Below are 18,621 nucleotides of genomic sequence, written 5' to 3'. Positions count from 1 at the left end.
TCATGCTGCGTGATCGGATTCGGGTCGAACCGGGCATGCGGCCTTTGCAGACATCCGCATCGCGGATGGCGTTCCCTGGCGCTTGCGCGCGGCGATATTAGCAGGAGCCCGGCGCATGGCGCGATCAGCGCGGCGACTTGCTGCAGCGCGTGGAAACCAGGCTGGCGGGATCGCCGGCCAGCCGGGTGATCAGCGCGGGACTGCCGGTGGTGATGGCGCAGGCGTGCAGGCCCAGGGTGATGCCTTCCTTGTCCAGCCTGGCGTGGCGTGCATCGAAGGCCAGGCGCCAGCGGTTGTCGGCCGGTTCGCGGAACAGCGCCACCACGCCCAGCGCGGCGGCTTCCGGCGGCAGTGCCTGGCTGATCTCGTGACGCGCGCCGGGAACCAGCACCACTTCCTCCACGCCCAGCAGATCCTCGCCCAGTGCGCTGCGTTCGCGCGCCGCATCGAGGAAGGCATTGAACGGCGCCTGCTCGAAGCGCTGCGTGCCACGCAGGCGGTACAGCTTGATCACCGCGGCATTGGCGCGGTTGTCGCTGCCGGCATTGAGGTTGGTGCCGGCATGCAGGCGCACGACGATGGTGCGCGCCCGTGGCTCGGCCGGCTTGATGCCGGCCATCTGCAGGGTCCTGTCCACCGTCCTGCCCAGTGCGCCATCGCTTGCGCAACCGCCCAGCAGCAGGGCCGGCAACAAGGCGGCCAGCATGCGTCCGGCGGCGCGCGCCGGTTGCGGGAAGCACGGTGAGGAAAACCGGGGAAGTGGTGTGTCCATGCCTGGCCTGTCGTCCATGATTGCCCTTGTCGCGGCGGATCCTGCCTGCGAATCACTGGCGCGGAGCCGGTGTCGGATTCCATGCCAACGGTCTTGCCCGTGCGCCTGCCATGCCGTCGTCGTTTCCGGCGTGCAGGCGTCGGAGACTTGACGCGGGGATTACTATACCCATACTGATGCCACTTTGGTGGCAGGCTGGCCGGGCGGGAACCGGCTTCTCGCAGTCCCTGCCAGCCACGGCGCCACCGGCGCCGGACGATGGATCGTTCAGGAAGAAGCACAGGAAGGTGCATGATGGCAACGCAAGGGACAGGCATCGGCGTGCGCGCCGCGTGGGGACTGGCACTGATGGCGGCACTGGCCGCCTGCGCCACCCCGTCGAAGAAGAAACTCCCTGATTTCGCCGCCTTGATGGAGCAGGCGGACGCCGCCGTGGGCAACGGCCGCGTCGACGAGGCCCTGCAGCTGCTGGAGAGCGCCGGCAAGGCGGACCCTGTCCGCAAGGACGCCTGGTTGCGTGCGGCCAGGCTGCAGTTCGAGGCAGGCAACTACGCCCGCGCGATCGTCGCCGCCGAGGAAGCGCTGCAGCGCGATCCCGGCGACCAGAGCGCAGACGGCATCATCACCGTGGCCGGCTTCCGCATCGCCAGCAGTTCGCTGCAACGCCTCAAGGCCAATGGTGCGCTGGTGTCCGATTCGGCGCGCAAGGAAGCCGAGGTGCTGGCTGCCACGCTCAAGGACACGCTGGGCGATGACATCCTGGCGCCTCCGCCGGCCACTCCACGGCGCCGTGCGGCCACGCCGCGCCCGCTATCGCCCTCCACACCCGCGCAACCGGCCCGTCCCGTCGCCGCGCCGGCGCCGTCCGGCGATCCGTTCCAGAAGATTGGCGGCAACCGCTGAGGCGAGAAACCCGATCCGAATCCCAGGGAGGAACCCGAAATGTCCAAGAAGGATAGTGTGCAGAAGCGGCTGCAGAAGATTCGCCCGCCCCGCGTGCAGTTGACCTACGACGTCGAGAAGGGCGACGCCATCGAGCAGAAGGAGATTCCGTTCGTGGTCGGCGTGCTCGGCGACTTCAGCGGCAACCCCGGGCAGCCGCTGCCCAGGGTCAAGGACCGCAAGTTCGTCAACGTCGATCTCGACAACTTCGACGAGGTCATGGAAGGCATGGCGCCGCGCGCCAACTACCGGGTGGCGAACAGGATCGGCGACGACGGCGGCGAGTTCGCGGTCGAGCTCCAGTTCAACTCGCTGGACGATTTCCGCCCCGAGGCCGTGGTCCAGCAGGTCGAGCCGCTGCGCAGGCTGCTGGAGACGCGCACCCGGCTGGCCGATCTGCGCAACAAGATCGCCGGCAACGAGAAGCTGGAAGACCTGCTGAACGATGTCCTCAACAACACCGAGCAGCTCAAGAAGCTTGGCCAGCAAGCCCCACAGGAGTGAGCCATGTCGTCAGCAGATGCCATCAGCGCCAACCCGGCGGCCGCGACCGCCACCTTCGAGCCCGGCCTGCTCGACCAGATCGTCGAGAAGAGCAAGGTCGCCAAGTCGGACGCAGAGCACCGGCGCGCCAAGGACATCATTTCCGAACTGGCGAAGGAGGTGATGGAAGGCACCGTCGTGGTCTCCGACAGTCTCGGCCTGACCCTGGACGCGCGCATCGCCGAGATCGACCGGATCATCTCCGAGCAGCTGAGCGCGGTCATGCATGCCAGCCCGTTCCAGCAACTGGAAAGCAGCTGGCGCGGGCTGCACTACCTGTGCCAGCAGACCTCGACCAGCCCGATGATGAAGATCAAGGTCTTCAACTCGCCCAGGAAGGATCTGGTGCGCGACTTCAGGTCGGCCATCGACTTCGACCAGAGCGCGTTGTTCAAGAAGGTCTACGAGGAGGAGTTCGGCACCTTCGGCGGCGCCCCGTTCGGCGCGCTGATCGGCGACTACTACATCGGCCGGCAGCCGGAGGACATGTACTTTGTCGAACAGATGTCGCACGTGGCCGCGGCCGCGCACGCGCCGTTCATCGCGGCGGCGGCCGAGGACATGTTTGGCCTGGAGAGCTTCACCGAGCTGGGCCGGCCGCGCGACCTGGCCAAGGTGTTCGACACCGTCGAATACGCCAAGTGGAAGTCGTTCCGCGATTCCGAGGACAGCCGCTACGTCGGCCTGGCCTTGCCGCGCTTCCTGGGCCGGCTGCCGTACAACCCCAAGGACGGCACCACGGTGGAGGGCTTCAACTTCGTCGAGGAGGTCGATGCCGCCGATCATGGCAGGTACCTGTGGTGCAACACCGCCTACGCGATGGGCGCGCGCCTGACCAGTGCGTTCGAGGATTACGGCTGGTGCGCGGCGATCCGCGGTGTCGAGGGCGGCGGCCTGGTCGAGGACCTGCCGACGCATACCTTCCGCACCGACGACGGCGAGATCGCGCTGAAATGCCCGACCGAGGTCGCCATCACCGACCGCCGCGAGAAGGAGTTGAGCGATCTCGGCTTCATCCCGCTGGTGCACTGCAAGAACACCGACTACGCCGCCTTCTTCGGCGCGCAGTCGGCGCAGAAGCCGAAGAAGTACAACACCGATTCGGCCAATGCCAACGCTATCCTGTCGGCGCAGCTGCAGTACATCTTTGCGGTCTCGCGCATCGCCCATTACCTGAAGGCGATGATGCGCGAGAAGATCGGCAGCTTCGCCTCGGCGGGCAACGTCGAGGATTTCCTCAACGGCTGGGTCGCCCAGTACGTGCTGCTCGACGACAACGCCGGCCAGGAGGCCAAGGCGCAATACCCGCTGCGCGAGGCCTCGATCCAGGTATCGGAGGTGCCGGGCAAGCCCGGCGTCTACCGCGCCGTGGCCTTCATCAGGCCGCATTTCCAGCTCGATGAGCTGTCCGTTTCGTTGCGGCTGGTGGCCGAGTTGCCGGCTGCTGCAAGGAAGTCGTAACGCCTTCGCTGTTCTTGTTGTCGTTGTAGGCGTGGCGCCAAGGGGCGCAGACCCCGTGGTGCAGCGCCGTGCGCCATGCTTCGGCCGGGCGCAAGTCCGGTCGTGCCCCTCTCACGGAAGAACGTAACTCAGGAGACCAGATCATGCAGCACGCTTTCCTTTCCATCGACACCATCAAGGGCGAATCCCGCGACGACAAGCACAGGGACTGGATCGAGATCAAATCGTTCTCGCAGAACCTGACCCAGCCGCGCTCGGCGACCGCCTCCACTTCCGGTGGGCAGACCGCCGCCCGCGTCAACCTGTCGCCGATCGAGATCGTCAAGTCGATCGATCTTTCCACCACCGCGCTGAACCAGGCCGCGGCCAGCGGCACCACCTTCCCCAAGGCCCGCATCGATTTCATGCGCGCCGACAAGGACGGCAATGCCGTCAACTACTACTCGGTCGAACTGCTGAACGTGCTGGTGCATAGCGTCACCACCACGGTGGACGACGAAGGCTTCCCGCACGAGGTCGTCCAACTGAGCTTCGCGGCCATCAAGTGGACCTACAACCAGCAGAAGCCGGAAGGCGGCGTCGGCGGCAAGACCGTCGCCCAGTGGAGCGCGAGCAAGAACATCCCCAACTACACGGTCTGAGGGAGGTTTTGCGGTGGCGCACCCCGCCACCGCATTTCCCGGATGTGGCCCGGGCCGGCGCCGGGATGGGCGGCCGGGACGACACCAATGGCGTAACCAGGCAACAGTGGCGGCGAGGAGTGGAGCGGTGCAGGCGTTGAAGGGATTCGAGCCCGGCCTTCTGGAAAAGCTTTTCGACGAAGCGCCCAAGAGCGGTTCGTCCACGGGCGTGTTCAAGGCGTTCTCGCTGGAGCAGTACAAGGAATCGGTGGCGCGCGACCTGGAGGGACTGCTGAACACCCGATCGGCCTTCTCCGAGGAGCGGCTGGCCGGATTCCCGCAGTGCCGGCAGTCGTTGATGACCTATGGATTGCCCGACTTCTCGGCCATGAGCATGGCCAATGCCCATGACCGCGCCTCGGTCTGCCGTTCGCTGGAGCAGGCCATCACCCGCCACGAGACCCGCCTGCACAACGTGCGGGTCAAGCTGGACGCCGCCCAGTTGGGCGCCGGCCTGCACTTCACCATCCATGCGTTGCTGGACCTGCACCCGGCCCGCGAGCCGATCAGCTTCGACGCCGTGCTGCAGCCTTCGACGCTGCAGTACGCGGTGAGCCGCCTGCGGCGTCCCGTGGCGGCCTGACCGATGCAGGAACTGCTGCCCTACTACGAGCGCGAACTGGCCTTCCTGCGCCGCTACGGGCGCGAGTTCGCCGAGCGCTATCCCAGGATCGCCGGGCGCCTGCTGCTGTCCGGCGACGATTCCAGGGACCCGCACGTCGAGCGGCTGATCGAGGCGTTCGCGCTGATGGGCGCGCGCATCTCCAGGCGCATCGAGGACGACTACCCGGAGTTCACCGACGCGCTGCTGGAGGTGATGTACCCGCACTACCTGCGGCCGTTCCCGTCGTGTTCGATCGCCCGCTTCGAGATGGGGCCGGCCGCGGCCCGGCTCAGCGCGCCGGTGCGCATCGCCCGCGGCACGCAGTTGCAGTCGCGCGCGGTGCGCGGGGTCCACTGCCGCTTCCGTACCGCCTACGACGTGGACCTGCTGCCCGTCGAACTGGAGTCGGCCAAGTATCGCGCGGTGGCCGAGCCGCCGATGGGGGTGGCCCTGCCGCCGGGGTCGGGGGCGCAGATCTCGCTAAGGTTCGCGCTGCTGTCCGAGCAGGTCTCGTTCGCCGATCTCAAGCGGGAGGCGCTGCGCCTGTTCACCGACGGCGAGCCTTCGTTCTGCGCGGCGCTGCGCGATGCGCTGGCGCTGCAGGTCAAGGCCGCCTACGTCGAAGCCGACGGCGACGGCCGCTGGCGGCTGCTGCCGCAATCGCCGCTGGCGCCGGTCGGCTTTTCCGAGGAAGAGGCGCTGGTCGATTTCCCGGCGCGCTCGCACCCGGCCTATCGCCTGCTGACCGAGTTGTTCGCCTTCCCGGAGAAGTTCGGATTCTTCGACCTGCAACTGGCGCCGGTCGCCGCCGGCGCCAGCCGCGGCTTCACCCTGCACCTGATCCTGCGCGCGGCCATGCCGGACCAGGCGGCCAGCCGGGTGCTGGAAGGACTGGGCCGCGACAACGTCTTGATGGGCTGCACGCCGGTGGTCAACCTGTTCCGGCAGGCCGGCGAGCCGATCCGCCTGACCCATCGCAGCGCCACCTATCCGGTGGTGGCCGACGCGCGGCGCGCCTTCGCCTGCGAGGTGCATTCCATCGACTCGGTCCGGCGCATCCGGCAGACGCCGCAGGGCGAGCAGGTGCAGGAGTTCCGCCCGTTCTATTCGCTGCACCACGGCGAGGATCCGGAATCGGCGGGGCAGTACTGGCTGGCGCGGCGCGACGAGGACGTGGCGCGGCACAGCCCGGGCTACGAGACGGAGCTGAGCTTCGTCGATCTCGACTTCAACCCGACCCTGCCGCAGACCGACGTGATCAGCCTGATGCTGACCTGCAGCAACCGCGACCTGCCCAGCCAGCTGGCCTATGGCGTGGCCGGCGGCGATCTGACCCTCGAAGGTGGCAGCCCGGCGCGGGCGATCGCCCTGTTGCGCAAACCGACCCCTCCGCTGCGCTTCCCGCGCGGGCAGGGCGCGCAGTGGCGGTTAATCTCGCACCTGACCCTGAACCACCTGTCCCTGACCCGGAGCGGGCTGCCGGCGCTGAAGGAGATGCTGCGCCTGTACGACCCGTCGGCGAGCAACGTGTCCGGCCGCCAGATAGAGGGCATCGTCGGCCTGGAGCACCACCCGACCTCGGCCTGGCTGTCCGGCGCGCACTTCGGCTCGGTGGTGCGCGGCATCGAAGTGCGCCTGACCCTGGACGAGAGCCATTTCGTCGGCGCCGGCATCGCCGCCTTCGCGCACGTGCTGGACCGTTTCTTCGGCCTGTACGTGCACGCCAACAGCTTCGTCCAGCTCGTCCTGCTCTCCAGCCACAACGGCGAGGAAATCCTGAGATGCCCACCGCGCAGCGGCGAATCGATCCTGGCGTAGTCCAGCAGCTGATCGCCGAGCCGCATCGCTTCGGGTTCTTCCAGGCGATGCGGATCCTCGAGCACATGTTCCAGCGCCAAGGCGCCGGCGCCGGGGACGTGCTGCCGCGGCGGGTGCGCTTCCGCAACACCTTGTCGCTGGCGTTCCCGGCCAGCGAGCTGGAATCCGTGCGGGCGTATTCGATCCAGGGCGATGTGCTGGACAGCGCGGCGGCGCTGAACCATGCGATCGAGACCGAGGGCATCGGCGAAGTGCACGTGACGCCAGCGTTCATGGGCCTGCTCGGCGTCAGCGGCGCCTTGCCGCTGCACTACACCGAGATGCTGGGCGAGCGCGAGATCTACCAGCGGGATCGCACGCCGCGGGCCTTCCTCGACATCTTCACCAATCGCGCGGTGGCCCTGCACTACGCGGCCTGGAAGAAGTACCGGCTGGGCCTGCACTACGAGCTGGAGCGGCGCGAGCGCTTCCTGCCGCTGCTGCTGTCCCTGTCCGGGATGGGGCTGCCCGGATTGCACGACCGCATGGTGGACGGCAAGGGCGACGTGTTCGACCAGGCGGTGGCGTTCTACAGCGGGGCGATCCGGCAGCGCCCGGTATCGGCGGTGCTGCTGCAGCGCGTGCTGTCCGACTATTTCGGCGTGCCGGTGCGGGTGGAACAGTTCGTCGGCGCCTGGTACGAGGTGCCGCAACACCAGACCACCCGCCTGGGCCTGGCCAACGCCCGGCTCGGATCCACCGCGCTGGCGGGCAGGCGCATATGGCAAGGCGACCTGCGCCTGTGCCTGCATGTGGGGCCATTGTCGCGCAGGGATTTCGACGCCTTCCTGCCCGGCGGCAGCGCCGCGCGCGCATTGGCCAAGTGGCTGATGCTGCTGACCGGCTCGTGCCTGGAGTACGAGGCCAGGCTGGTGCTGCGCGCACAGGACGTGCGCCAGGCCGGCGTCGGCGAGGCGAATGGCGTGCGGCTGGGCTGGGACAGCTTCCTGTGCACGCGCCCGGCCCAGGCGCCGCGCGCCGACGCCAGCTACGGCATCCGCACCCTGCAATGAACGCGCGCATCCAGACCTCTTCCACCGCAAGACAGGAGCAACAGGTTCAAGCATGAGCATCAATCTCAAGACCCTGATCGGCAAGCTCAACGATACCTGCCGGCAGGCGGCCGAGCGCGCGGCCAACCTGTGCATGGCGCGCGGCCACTACGAGGTGGACCTGGAGCACCTGCTGCTGGCGTTGCTGGAGCAGCCCCAGGGCGATTTCGCTTTGATCGCGCGGCGCAGCGGCGTTTTGGCCGAGGCGCTGGAAATGGATCTGGAACGGGAGATCGCCGGCTTCAGGAACGGCAACACCCGCACGCCGGTCTTTTCGCAGCACCTGCCGCGGCTGTTCGAGCACGCCTGGCTGATCGCCTCGCTGGACGCGCAGGCCACCCGCATCCGCAGCGGCCACCTGCTGCTGGCGTTGCTGACCGATCCGGACCTCTCGCAACTGGCCTGTCGCGGCTCGCGGCGGTTCGCCGGCTTCAGGCGCGACGAGCTGAAGCACGACTTCGCCAGGCTGACCGAAGGGTCGCAGGAGGCCGCCGGCGACGTGCGCTTCGCCGATGCAGCGCCAGTCGAGCCCGATGCCGCGGCCGCGGGCGATGCGCCGTCCGGCGGAGGCGGATTGTCGAAGACGCCGGCGCTGGATCAGTTCACCACCAACCTGACCCGGCGCGCGCGCGAGGGCCACGTCGATCCGGTGATTGGCCGCGACGGCGAGATCCGCCAGCTGATCGACATCCTGATGCGGCGCCGGCAGAACAATCCCATCCTCACCGGCGAGGCCGGCGTGGGCAAGACCGCGGTGGTCGAGGGCCTGGCGCTGCGCATCGCCACCGGCGACGTGCCCGACTCGCTCAAGGGCGTGGCGCTGCACGCGCTGGACATGGGCTTGCTGCAGGCCGGCGCCAGCGTCAAGGGCGAGTTCGAGAACCGGCTGAAGAACGTGATCGAGGAGGTGAAGAAGAGCCCGCACCCGATCGTCCTGTTCATCGACGAGGCGCACACCATGATCGGCGCCGGGGGCGCCGCCGGGCAGAACGACGCTGCCAACCTGCTGAAGCCGGCGCTGGCGCGCGGCGAACTGCGCACCATCGCCGCCACCACCTGGGGCGAGTACAAGAAGTATTTCGAGAAGGACGCCGCCCTGGCGCGCCGCTTCCAGGTGGTCAAGGTCGAGGAACCCGGCGAGGCGCTGGCGGCGGCGATGCTGCGCGGCATGGTGCCACTGATGGAGAGGCATTTCGGCATCCGCGTGATGGACGAGGCCATCACCGAGGCAGTGCGCCTGTCGCACCGCTACATCAGTGGCCGCCAGTTGCCGGACAAGGCGGTCGGCGTGCTCGATACCGCCTGCGCCAAGGTCGCGCTGGGGCAGAGTGCGACGCCGGCGATCATCGAGGACACGCGCAGGCACCTGGAACGCCTGGAGGCGGAGATCGCGGCCCTGGCCCGCGAGGCCGCCGCCGGCGCCCGCCACCAGGCGCGCCTGGCCGGACTGCATGGGCAGCGGGCGCAGGCGCGCGAGCGGCTGGCCGACAGCGAGGCGCGGCTGGTCCGCGAGAGCGAACTGGCCGGCAGGATCAAGGCGTTGCGCGAGCAACTGGAAAACGATGCCGCCGCCGCGCCGCAGGACGCGCAAGCCGCCAGGCCCGCGGGCAAGGGCGCGCGCAGGAGGGGCGGCGCCGCAATCACGCCGCGCCATGCCGAACTGGACGCGCTGCTGGCGGAACTGCGCCAGTTGCAAGGCGAGAGCGCGATGGTGCCGTTGCAGGTGGACGGCGCGGTGGTGGCCGAGATCGTCTCGGCCTGGACCGGCATTCCGCTGGGGCGCATGGTCAAGGACGAGATCCGCACGGTGCGCAACCTGCGCGTGCTGCTGGCCGAGCGGGTGATCGGCCAGGACCACGCGCTGGAGGCGGTGGCCCAGCGCGTGCGCACCGCCAGCGCCCGACTGGAGGATCCGAACAAGCCGCGCGGCGTGTTCCTGTTCGTCGGTCCGTCCGGCGTGGGCAAGACCGAGACCGCGCTGGCGCTGGCCGACATCCTCTACGGCGGCGAGAAGAAGCTGCTCACCTTCAACATGAGCGAATACCAGGAGGCGCACAGCGTCTCCGGGCTGAAGGGATCGCCGCCGGGCTACGTCGGCTATGGCGAGGGCGGCGTGCTGACCGAGGCGGTGCGCCGCAATCCCTACAGCGTGGTGCTGCTGGACGAGGTGGAGAAGGCCCATCCGGACGTGCTGGAGATGTTCTTCCAAGTGTTCGACAAGGGCATGATGGACGACGCCGAGGGTCGCGAGATCGACTTCCGCAACACCCTCATCATCCTCACCTCCAACGTCGGCTCGGCGCAGATCATGCAGGCCTGCCTGAACAAGCCGGCCGCGGAATTGCCGAACGCCGACGAACTGGCCGAGGCGCTGCGCCCGGTGCTGTTCAAGCATTTCAAGCCGGCCTTCCTCGGCCGGCTGAAGGTGGTGCCTTACTATCCGGTGGGCGACGAGGTGCTGGCGCGGATCATCGAACTCAAGCTGGGCCGCATCCGCGGCCGCGTGTGCGCCAACCACGAGGCCGCGTTCGAGTGGGATGCCGGCCTGGTCGAGGCGGTGCTGGCGCGCTGCACCGAGGTGGATTCGGGCGCGCGCAACGTCGACCACGTCCTCAACGGCACGCTGCTGCCCGAAATCGCCGGGACCGTGCTGGCGACGATGGCCGAGGGCGGCGCGATCGCCCGGATCAAGGTCGGCACCGGCAAGGATGGCGGCTTCAGGTACCGGATATCCTGAGGCGTGGCCTCACCGCATACAGGACAGGAGGAAACGACATGGACTTTCACGGATTCGATCGCCACCGCGCCCTCGGCAACCATGACGGCCTGCGCGTGGGCACGCCGCGGGCGTTGGCGCAGGTGGGCGGTTGGGAGCGGCTGCAGCCGGCCCATGTCCTGGAGTTGCTGGACCAGGCCGCGCCGGAAGTGCGCGAGGATGCACGCAACCTGGCAGCCCTGCTGGCGCGCATGCCGTGGCGCATCCCGCCGCACTCGCCGCTGCCCGGCAAGGCCAGCCAACTGGTGAGCAACGCGCGCGAGGTGATCATCAGCACGGTGGGCCGCAACTTCCGCCTGCACCTGGTACAGGCGCCCACCTTCAGGCTGGAACGCATCACGCTGCAGTCGGCCTGATTCCCGTCATCGCAAAGGACGCCCTGCCGGGCGTTCCGCCATCCGCAGGAGCGGACGGCAGATCCGCAAGGAGCATCACATGGACGTGCCCGCCGTCGCCCAGACCGCTTTGCTGGCCAATCCCGACCAGCACGATCGGCTGCTGCGCCTGCATACGCCGCTGGGTCCGAACGTGCTGGTGGCGGAGACCTTCCACGGTTGCGAGCGGCTGGATGGGGGCGGTTTCCGTCACGAGCTGACCGCGCTGTCGCTGGACGCGCACCTGTCGCTGGACGCCCTGCTGGGCAAGCCGGCGCTGCTGGATCTGCTGACCGCCGATTCGCGTACGCAGCTGCGGCCTTTCCACGGCCACGTGACCGGCTTCGAGCGGTTGGGCAGCAACGGCGGGCTGGCGCGCTACCGGCTGGTGCTGGAGCCCTGGCTGGCGCTGCTGCGCCACCGCGTGGACAGCTACGTGTTCCAGGACAGGACGGTGGTGGAGATCGTCGAGGACATCTTCGCCGATTATGCCGGCACGCTGGCCCCGGCCTGGCGCTGGGAACTGGCCGATCGCGCCGTCTATGCCCGCCGCAGCCTGACCACGCAATACGAGGAAAGCGACGAAGCCTTCATCCGCCGGCTGCTGGCCGAGGAGGGCATCTGTTTCTGGTTCGAGCACGAGGGTGACGCCTCCGGCGATGCGCTGGGCTGCCACACGCTGGTGCTGGGCGACTACGACGCGGCTTTCGCCGAAGCCGGACAGGTGCGCTACCACCGCGCCGATGCGACCGAGCGCAGCGACAGTATCCAGCACTGGTCCACCGTGTACCGCGCGCAGGCCAGTGTGCTGCGGCGCCGCAGTTGGGACTACCGCAGCCTGGACGCGCGCGAGGTATCGGCCGAGGGCCAGGCCTGCGGCAGGGTGGCGGTGGAGGAATACGACCCGGCCGGTCCGTACGCCTATCCGGACCGCGCCACCGGCGAACGGCGGGTGCGACAGCACCTGGAGGCGATGCAGGTAGGCGCACGCACGGAACAGGGCCAGGGGACATGGCGGCGGCTGGCGGCCGGCGCAAGGTTCGAACTGGGCGGGCATTTCAACGCCGACGGTCGCTACCTGTGCGTGCAGGTGGAACATGAAGCGCGCAACAACTTCGAGGTGGAAGTGTTCGACGCGCTGGAGCGCAGCCTGGGCGCGGCGGCGACGGCGGGCGCGCCGTTGCCGGAGGGGTTCGTGGACGTGGCGGACTTCGCTGCCCATCCGGTGGTGCAGGCGGTCGGGCACGTGGCGCTGTCGCAGGCGCCGCGCACGGGCTTCTACCGCAACGTCTTCACCGCCGTTCCCGCGGCCACCCCCTACCGGCCGCAGACCGAGGACGGCCACGGCCGCTACCTGCATCCGCGTCCGACGGTGGACGGCATGCAGAGCGCCATCGTGGTGAGCGACGGCGGCCCGGTGCTGGGTGACCGCGACCACCGCATCAAGGTGCAGTTCGTGTGGCAGCGCGGCGGCAACGGCAGCAGCGGCCATCCGCATCCCGGCGGCGACGACAACGCCCCCGGCGACGGCGGCGCCGGCACCTGGGTGCGGGTGATGACGCCGTGGGCGGGCGACAACTGGGGCGGCGTGTTCCTGCCGCGCAAGGGCCAGGAAGTGCTGGTGGCGTTCATGGAAGGGGACATCGACCGTCCGGTGGTGGTGGGCGCGGTGTACAACGGCCGCGGCCAGCCGGACGCCCCGCACAACCAGGTGGCTGGCGGCGCGGCCGGCGCGACCGGCAATGCGCCGGCGTGGTTCGACGGCAATGCGCACGCGGCGGTGTACACCGGTTTCAAGAGCCAGGCATTGGCGAGCAGCCAGGATGGCGGCGGCGGTTACCAGCAACTGCGGCTGGACGACACCCCCGATCAGGGACGCATCCAGCTTTCCACCACGCAGTGCGACACGACACTGACGCTCGGCCACCTGAAGGGCGGAGCGGACAACGTGCGCGAGGGCGAGCGCGGGTTCGGCGCGGAACTGGCGACGGAGGCCAACGGTGCGTTGCGCGCCGGACAGGGCCTGCTGCTGACCACCGAACCGGGTCGGCACCAGATGGAGGCGCCGCAGGCGCAGGCCCAGCTCGCGCAGGGCGAGGCGTTGTTGCAGGCCTTGCAGGACGCGGCGCGGCAGCAGCAGGCCACGCTGCCTGATGAACCTGCGACGCTGCCTGCGCAGACGAGCCTGCATGCCTTGCAGGAGGCGATGCGGGCGACCTGGGACGGCAGCCAGGTGGCAGGCGGCGGCGACGGGCAGACGACCGGCTGGAGCCTGCCGCTGCTGGTGGGCAGCAGCCCGGCGGGCATCGTTAGCCTGACCCCGCGCGACCAGGTGTGGGTATCGGGCATGCAGACGCGGCTGCTGGCCGGCCAGGACCTGAACTGGGCCAGCCAGGGCGAAGCGGTGCTGGCGGCGGCCGGCGGCATCGCGTTGTTCACGCTGGGCAGCCAGGCCCCGCAGGGCAAGCCGAACCAGGAGCGCGGCATCGCCCTGCACGCGGCGCAGGGCGAGGTGAGCGCGCGGGCGCACAAGAACGTGGCCAAGGTGGCGGCGAAGACCCGGGTGACGCTGGCCAGCACGCAGGCCGGGGTGCTGCTCGACTCGCCCGGCAAGCACCTGCTGCTGACGGCGGCCGGCGCCTACATCAAGCTCGAAGGCGGCGACATCGAACTCGGCGCGCCCGGCGCCATCGAGTTCAAGGCCACGCGCAAGGAGTGGAGCGGGCCGCAGGGGGCGGGGTCGCAGAAGCCGGAACTCGGCGAGGCCGACTTCAAGGGGTGCAGGCAGCGGGATCGGCTGGCTGCCGAGAGTGGCGCCGCCACGGTCGATCTGTGAGCTTCGTTCTCATGGGGCCGTCGCATTGAACGCTTTCGTTGTCGAACGGGTAGGGGAGCCTGCGCCGACTGCCGTCGCCATGGCCGAAGCGGTGGCGCGATACGCACAGCAGCATCCGCAACGGCACTGCTATCTGTTGACCGATCCCACGCTGCGCGACTTCATGCCCGGACTCGGGGAGCGCTACGCCGCCTATGGCGGAACCGATGCGCTGGCGCCGGTTCAGGTGCCCCTGGCGCCGGGGCTGATCGACAAAAGCCATTGGCCGACCCTGCTGGCGCTGCATCTGCAAACCGCAGCCGGCAGCGCATTGCTGGCGATGTCCTGCGAAGCGGCGATGGAGGATTGGGCGCCGCAGTCGCAACGCCAGTCCGATGGCCATCGGGTGGGCGGATGGTTGTTCAGCCAGGCGCCTGCCGGAAGGATCGCGGCGCACCTTGCATCGCGTTGCGTCCAGCAGCGTGTTGCAGGACAGAGGACGCTCGTCCGCTACTACGACCCTTCCGTGCTCGACATGGCCTGGAATGTGATCGTCCAGGAACAGCGTGATGCGTTGCTGGGGCCGATCGACTGCTGGTTCATCGCGGGGCGGGAGCGCCAGCCGCGATCGTATGCGCGTGTGCATGGCGGTATCGGCGATGCCGGTTTCCCGGCGCTCTCACGTGGCCAATGGCTGGAACTCGGCCACATACGCCCGTTCAACCGCGCCTGGGCAAGAATCACGGCAAGCGCGAAGGAACTCCCGGGTCCCGTGCTTTGCCGGCAGGTTGCCCAGGCGCTGAGCCGCGCCTACGGGTACGGGTTCGAAAACCCCGAGGATCTGGAGGAGTTCGCGTGGCGCGCGTTCAGCGTGTCGCCGCGCTTCGACCAACATCCGTCCATCGCCAGGCTCATACGGGAGCGCATGGCCGACGATGCGTTCGGCTACGTGATTGCTGATCTGAAGGACGAGGATTGGAGTGTCATCGCGATGGAATACGGCGAGGAGAAAATGGAATGAACACGGAACCGTGTCCGGTATGCACGAAATACGGACTTCCCGTCATGCCCGCGCGCTACACGGTGGTACCCGAGGAATTGAACGTCCGGGAGCTTTCCTTCAGCGGGGAACGCGTCGTCGATGTCCCGGCGCAGGGCGTCAAATACGCTGCGCGCGTACTGCGGCAGGGATACCTGTATGTGTACTACGAGAAGAACCACCTGGGGGCGAAGAGATGGCAGGTCTATTCGGTCTCGCCTGAGGGCAAGCTTCACAGGCAGTCGGGAACGGCGTCGGCCAGGCTCGTCGACAAGACCGAGGTCTGTTCCCGTTGCGGCAGCGCGGGCTTCAACAAGGATTTCTTCGTCATCGAGGAGCCGCAGAAGTGCGCCACGACCTGGCTGGCCTTCAGCGAGCACAAGTGGAGCGACGCCATCGTGCAGCGTTACCAGGACGACGCGGGCCTGCGCGCACGGCGCATGCAGAAGATAGAGCCGGCGCAGTGGCTTGACGCTGCCGTGGCGAAAAACCACCAGTTGATCCTCGCCCTGCCCGAGAACCTCGGCGTGATCGTCGAATACAACGATGCGCTGGGCTGGAACTCCCTCACCAACGAACCTGAAACGTTTCCCTGCGAGGGCTATGTGGTCGCACCCCCCGCGGTCCATGGGGACGGCCGTTTCGACGTGGACTGGCTGCGCCAGCGCTCCAGCCTGTACCGCTGGTCGCGGCGCAGCGCCCCTGACGGCGCCACCGCGGAAGGGCTGTTCAATCACATGATGGCGGCCTGTGGTGGCGAGCATGCCAATCACTGGCCGATGATGGTGGCGTTGTGGGATGCCGTGGGAACCACGCACGAGCTGAACGGCTTTCGCAACGACGTGCTGGGCCGGTTCACCTGGTTCTCCGACGCGCACGAGCGGCATATCCACGCCATGCAGTCGATGGAGGCGGGGAAGGTCGCAGTCGAACAGGGCGCGCAGAACCGGGCGGGCCAGACGGAGCTGTGGGTGGGTATCGACGCCGGCGACCCGTATGGGCGTGCCCACCTGCTGGTGCCGTTCTTGGAGCATGCGCGGCGCGATACGCCCGCGCTGGGCGAATACGAGCAAATGCGCGCGGAGTACGTGTCCGGGGACATCGATTTCCAGCAGTTCCAGACTCGGCGGGCGCGGATGGACGCCGAATACGCCAGCCAGCCGGGCAAGCTGGACGAGGCGCTGCGATACGACGAGGAACGCCTGCACCGGCGCCGGGAAGAGTTCAGGCAGCAGCAGGAGAAGGCGGTCGGCAAGGCATGGGACCGCTATGAGAAGCGTATCGTCCGTCGGTTGCTGGATGCCTTCATCCGCAATTTCGACAGCCTCAACCAATGGCGGGAGCGTCTGCTCGGCGATCGTACGCCGGCCTTGAAGGCATGGCTGGCCACGCCGTTGTTCCTGGACACCCTGGAAGACTACGACAAGCAGAACGAGCAGGACGGCAGGCAGTTCAACATCGTGATTGAGGAAGCGCTGTCGGGGCTGGAGGGCGACCCCGAAGGCCGGAAGGTCTTGCAGGCACTGGTGGACAATATCGATGCCACCGATCCCGCGTCGCTGGTATGGCGGGCCGTCGCGTTGAACCAGAGCACCGCCGCCGGCGAGGTCAAGGCCGCGCTGGCGCAGGCTGACAGTCGGCGCGATCTGGTGGTTACGGCGGTCGTGGGCGCCTTGGACGGCGCCATCAAAAGCCTGAAGTCGCTGGCCGGGCTGTACGTGGCGTACGACGCGGGCGGGACGTCGCGGGTCAGGCCGCTCGAGCACTACAAGATGCTGGCGCTTGGGGTCGACAAGCTGATGGGCAGCGTCGGGACCCTGGTTTTCGAGAAGTGGCGCGTCGGCGCGGTGAGCGATTATTTCGGGGAGAAGCTGGTCCAGTACATGCTGTCGCTGCGGCTGACGCTGGACCCGGCCGATTCCAGGGCGTTGATAGAAACCCAGCTGCGCCACGAGTCGCGCCTGCGCACGCTGTACCTGGAGCAGGTGGGCCTGCACCAGAGCCAGGGCAGGAGCATCCACCAGGCGGCGGACCTTGCCATGGCCGCGGTCGTTGCCGACCGCGGCACGCAGGAATTGCGGCAGCGCTGGCAAAGCCTGCGTCTGGAGCATACGCCCAAGATGGCGATGTTGGCGGCGCTGTGCGAAACGGTGGGCATGTTCAAGCTGATGTTCAAGGCCGACAAGAGCCGGGCCGACTGGGCGCTGCTGGGGGCGTCGGCTATGTCCACGGCGGCCGCCTACAGTCAAGTGATGCTGGGGCCGATGGCGGTACTGCTGGGAGAACGTTCTAGGACGCTAACGAACTGGAAGGCGCTGGGTGGTGGGCTGGCGGCCGGTGCGAGTCTCATTCAAGTAGTAGTGGATATTTCTGAGTTACGTAGGGAGATCAAAAGTGGATATATCCTGGTTGGGGCTTTATTTGTAATAAAAGCCATTGTTGGAATTGCGGTATCTGGCGCCTTCTTTGTAACAGCACTAAGCTCCAGTGGTCATCTTCTGCAAAGGATGGTCGGCCGCAATGGCGTAGTCGTGGTGCTTGAACGGATTGATGATGGCATCGCTAGGGCTGCGAAGGAACGCGCAGCGCAGGCACTTGGGCATCAGATGACTACGCAGGCTGGTAAGAAGGTATTGGAGCGTGGTTTATATGTGTCGATTGGTCGTAGTGTGCTGATGTTAGTGGGCTGGAAGGTCACTGTAGTAATCATGGTGGTGCAGGGGGCGATTTGGTATTTCTCGCCTGATGAGCTGGAAAGATGGATTGACAAGACACCATTTGGCCATGGCCAACAGTTCACGGCGCTTAAGCATCAGCAAGCGGCCCATGACAGTGCCTTGAAGGAAATGGGGCTGCAATGAAAAAGCAGGAATTATCTGAACGTCGCATTCTGCGCGGGGGAATTCGTAACTATCGAGTTCGGCGTACTACCGAGGATTTCTTCTTCTCAGCATCTGAGCGCAGGGGAATGGCAGCGACGGGTCTGGCTGCTTCAGCGATGGGATTGCTTGGTGTGGGTGTTGCTTTGATGGGTGAGAGTACAGACACTTACGAGGAGGCAGACTTGGCCGAGTTTGAGGTGGAAGGTGAGCCGGTGCAGGCGTTCTTGTGGCTGTCGCCATTTGCCGAAGGTGATGAAGTGGAAGTGGTGGCGGAGAGGGTGGGAACTGTATGGAAGGCATTCGGCATAGCTCGTCCTGTGGACCGTATTATCGCTATGCGCCCACATTGCTCGCGCGGCTCCAAAGCGCACTGGAAGATGGTGGCAAGGTGGTGTTTCCTGACTTGGGGGGGGGCATCATTGTTGGTTGGTATTTTGCTCGCTCTTATAAATGTTTTTGATGGCGGAGGGGGATGGTTTTCTCTGTTTCTTGGCTTTTCTTATGGTTGCATCGGCGCCTTGATTATTTTTTCTGTCATCGCCTGGAGCGTTGGTCGCAAATACATTGGCTTCGTGCGAATGACAGAAATCGTCTTTGGTCGCCTTGGTTGGCGTGACGTAGAAAACATCGATCTTCCGGCCAAGAGCCGGCGCCTGCGTCGGCCCGAAGATCCGGATGAACTGGGCTTCACCTACTTTCGCTACTGAACTTTTCCTGTATTCAAACGGAAAGGGATGGCGACATCAGTCCGGAGAACGGTGAAGACAGGGAGGCAGCCATGCCACAGCGACACGCGATGGCCGGAGCTCTGTTATTTTCCCGCC

The 18,621-nt window shown here is 67.2% G+C and carries 14 protein-coding genes; 13 read left to right on the top strand and 1 reads right to left on the bottom strand.

Annotated features, from left to right (window positions below; genetic code table 11):
* Positions 1-124 precede the first annotated feature (124 nt).
* Positions 125-706, bottom strand: a complete 582-nt coding sequence (tssJ, locus tag AAG688_RS11565) for a type VI secretion system lipoprotein TssJ (RefSeq protein ID WP_411832390.1) — start codon at positions 704-706, stop codon at positions 125-127.
* 357 nt (positions 707-1,063) lie between these two features.
* On the opposite strand from tssJ, the gene AAG688_RS11560 reads away from it, so the two are divergent.
* The 13 genes from AAG688_RS11560 (at position 1,064) to AAG688_RS11500 (ending at position 18,504) form a co-directional block, all read left to right on the top strand.
* Positions 1,064-1,675 carry a tetratricopeptide repeat protein gene (locus AAG688_RS11560; RefSeq protein ID WP_411832389.1) on the top strand — a complete coding sequence of 204 codons (612 nt, stop codon included), beginning with the start codon at positions 1,064-1,066 and terminating at the stop codon, positions 1,673-1,675.
* A gap of 39 nt (positions 1,676-1,714) precedes the next feature.
* A complete protein-coding gene (gene tssB / locus AAG688_RS11555; RefSeq protein WP_411832388.1) occupies positions 1,715-2,218 on the top strand; it encodes a type VI secretion system contractile sheath small subunit in 504 nt (167 codons plus the stop codon).
* Between the two features lie 3 nt (positions 2,219-2,221).
* Positions 2,222-3,718, top strand: coding sequence for a type VI secretion system contractile sheath large subunit (gene tssC, locus AAG688_RS11550; RefSeq protein WP_411832387.1), 1,497 nt, complete (start codon positions 2,222-2,224; stop codon positions 3,716-3,718).
* Between the two features lie 143 nt (positions 3,719-3,861).
* Positions 3,862-4,359 (top strand): Hcp family type VI secretion system effector, encoded by a 498-nt coding sequence (locus tag AAG688_RS11545; RefSeq protein ID WP_411832386.1) that lies wholly within the window; start codon positions 3,862-3,864, stop codon positions 4,357-4,359.
* Between the two features lie 127 nt (positions 4,360-4,486).
* Entirely contained in the window at positions 4,487-4,981 is a 495-nt protein-coding gene (tssE, locus tag AAG688_RS11540; protein WP_411832385.1) for a type VI secretion system baseplate subunit TssE, read from the top strand.
* A gap of 3 nt (positions 4,982-4,984) precedes the next feature.
* Entirely contained in the window at positions 4,985-6,820 is a 1,836-nt protein-coding gene (tssF, locus tag AAG688_RS11535) for a type VI secretion system baseplate subunit TssF (protein ID WP_411832384.1), read from the top strand.
* Complete coding sequence (tssG, locus tag AAG688_RS11530; protein ID WP_411832383.1) at positions 6,784-7,872, top strand: type VI secretion system baseplate subunit TssG; 1,089 nt, start codon at positions 6,784-6,786, stop codon at positions 7,870-7,872. Before tssF ends, tssG begins: the two co-directional genes overlap by 37 nt.
* Positions 7,873-7,924: 52 nt before the next feature.
* Positions 7,925-10,648, top strand: coding sequence for a type VI secretion system ATPase TssH (gene tssH, locus AAG688_RS11525; RefSeq protein ID WP_411832382.1), 2,724 nt, complete (start codon positions 7,925-7,927; stop codon positions 10,646-10,648).
* A gap of 38 nt (positions 10,649-10,686) precedes the next feature.
* Positions 10,687-11,043, top strand: a complete 357-nt coding sequence (locus tag AAG688_RS11520; RefSeq protein ID WP_411832381.1) for a hypothetical protein — start codon at positions 10,687-10,689, stop codon at positions 11,041-11,043.
* Positions 11,044-11,122: 79 nt separating this feature from the next.
* Positions 11,123-13,897 carry a type VI secretion system Vgr family protein gene (locus AAG688_RS11515; protein ID WP_411832380.1) on the top strand — a complete coding sequence of 925 codons (2,775 nt, stop codon included), beginning with the start codon at positions 11,123-11,125 and terminating at the stop codon, positions 13,895-13,897.
* A gap of 79 nt (positions 13,898-13,976) precedes the next feature.
* Complete coding sequence (locus AAG688_RS11510; protein ID WP_411832379.1) at positions 13,977-14,897, top strand: DUF4123 domain-containing protein; 921 nt, start codon at positions 13,977-13,979, stop codon at positions 14,895-14,897.
* A complete protein-coding gene (locus AAG688_RS11505) occupies positions 14,894-17,776 on the top strand; it encodes a T6SS effector BTH_I2691 family protein (protein WP_411832378.1) in 2,883 nt (960 codons plus the stop codon). The genes AAG688_RS11510 and AAG688_RS11505 overlap by 4 nt, the downstream gene beginning before the upstream one ends.
* Positions 17,773-18,504 carry a putative type VI secretion system effector gene (locus tag AAG688_RS11500; RefSeq protein WP_411832377.1) on the top strand — a complete coding sequence of 244 codons (732 nt, stop codon included), beginning with the start codon at positions 17,773-17,775 and terminating at the stop codon, positions 18,502-18,504. Before AAG688_RS11505 ends, AAG688_RS11500 begins: the two co-directional genes overlap by 4 nt.
* Positions 18,505-18,621: the final 117 nt, after the last annotated feature.

The organism is Pseudoxanthomonas mexicana (genome assembly GCF_046736355.1).
Taxonomy (GTDB): Bacteria; Pseudomonadota; Gammaproteobacteria; order Xanthomonadales; family Xanthomonadaceae; genus Pseudoxanthomonas_A; species Pseudoxanthomonas_A mexicana_B.
Note: the sequence above shows the minus strand (reverse complement) of the source record. Positions and strands in the feature narration are given on the sequence as shown.

Bases quoted from the DNA above. Each gene is read 5' to 3' on its own strand.
- tssJ (WP_411832390.1), bottom strand. From the start codon at position 706: ATGCTGGCCGCCTTGTTGCCGGCCCTGCTGCTGGGCGGTTGCGCAAGC.
- AAG688_RS11560 (WP_411832389.1), top strand. From the start codon at position 1,064: ATGATGGCAACGCAAGGGACAGGCATCGGCGTGCGCGCCGCGTGGGGA.
- tssB (WP_411832388.1), top strand. From the start codon at position 1,715: ATGTCCAAGAAGGATAGTGTGCAGAAGCGGCTGCAGAAGATTCGCCCG.
- tssC (WP_411832387.1), top strand. From the start codon at position 2,222: ATGTCGTCAGCAGATGCCATCAGCGCCAACCCGGCGGCCGCGACCGCC.
- AAG688_RS11545 (WP_411832386.1), top strand. From the start codon at position 3,862: ATGCAGCACGCTTTCCTTTCCATCGACACCATCAAGGGCGAATCCCGC.
- tssF (WP_411832384.1), top strand. From the start codon at position 4,985: ATGCAGGAACTGCTGCCCTACTACGAGCGCGAACTGGCCTTCCTGCGC.
- tssG (WP_411832383.1), top strand. From the start codon at position 6,784: ATGCCCACCGCGCAGCGGCGAATCGATCCTGGCGTAGTCCAGCAGCTG.
- tssH (WP_411832382.1), top strand. From the start codon at position 7,925: ATGAGCATCAATCTCAAGACCCTGATCGGCAAGCTCAACGATACCTGC.
- AAG688_RS11520 (WP_411832381.1), top strand. From the start codon at position 10,687: ATGGACTTTCACGGATTCGATCGCCACCGCGCCCTCGGCAACCATGAC.
- AAG688_RS11515 (WP_411832380.1), top strand. From the start codon at position 11,123: ATGGACGTGCCCGCCGTCGCCCAGACCGCTTTGCTGGCCAATCCCGAC.
- AAG688_RS11510 (WP_411832379.1), top strand. From the start codon at position 13,977: ATGGCCGAAGCGGTGGCGCGATACGCACAGCAGCATCCGCAACGGCAC.
- AAG688_RS11505 (WP_411832378.1), top strand. From the start codon at position 14,894: ATGAACACGGAACCGTGTCCGGTATGCACGAAATACGGACTTCCCGTC.
- AAG688_RS11500 (WP_411832377.1), top strand. From the start codon at position 17,773: ATGAAAAAGCAGGAATTATCTGAACGTCGCATTCTGCGCGGGGGAATT.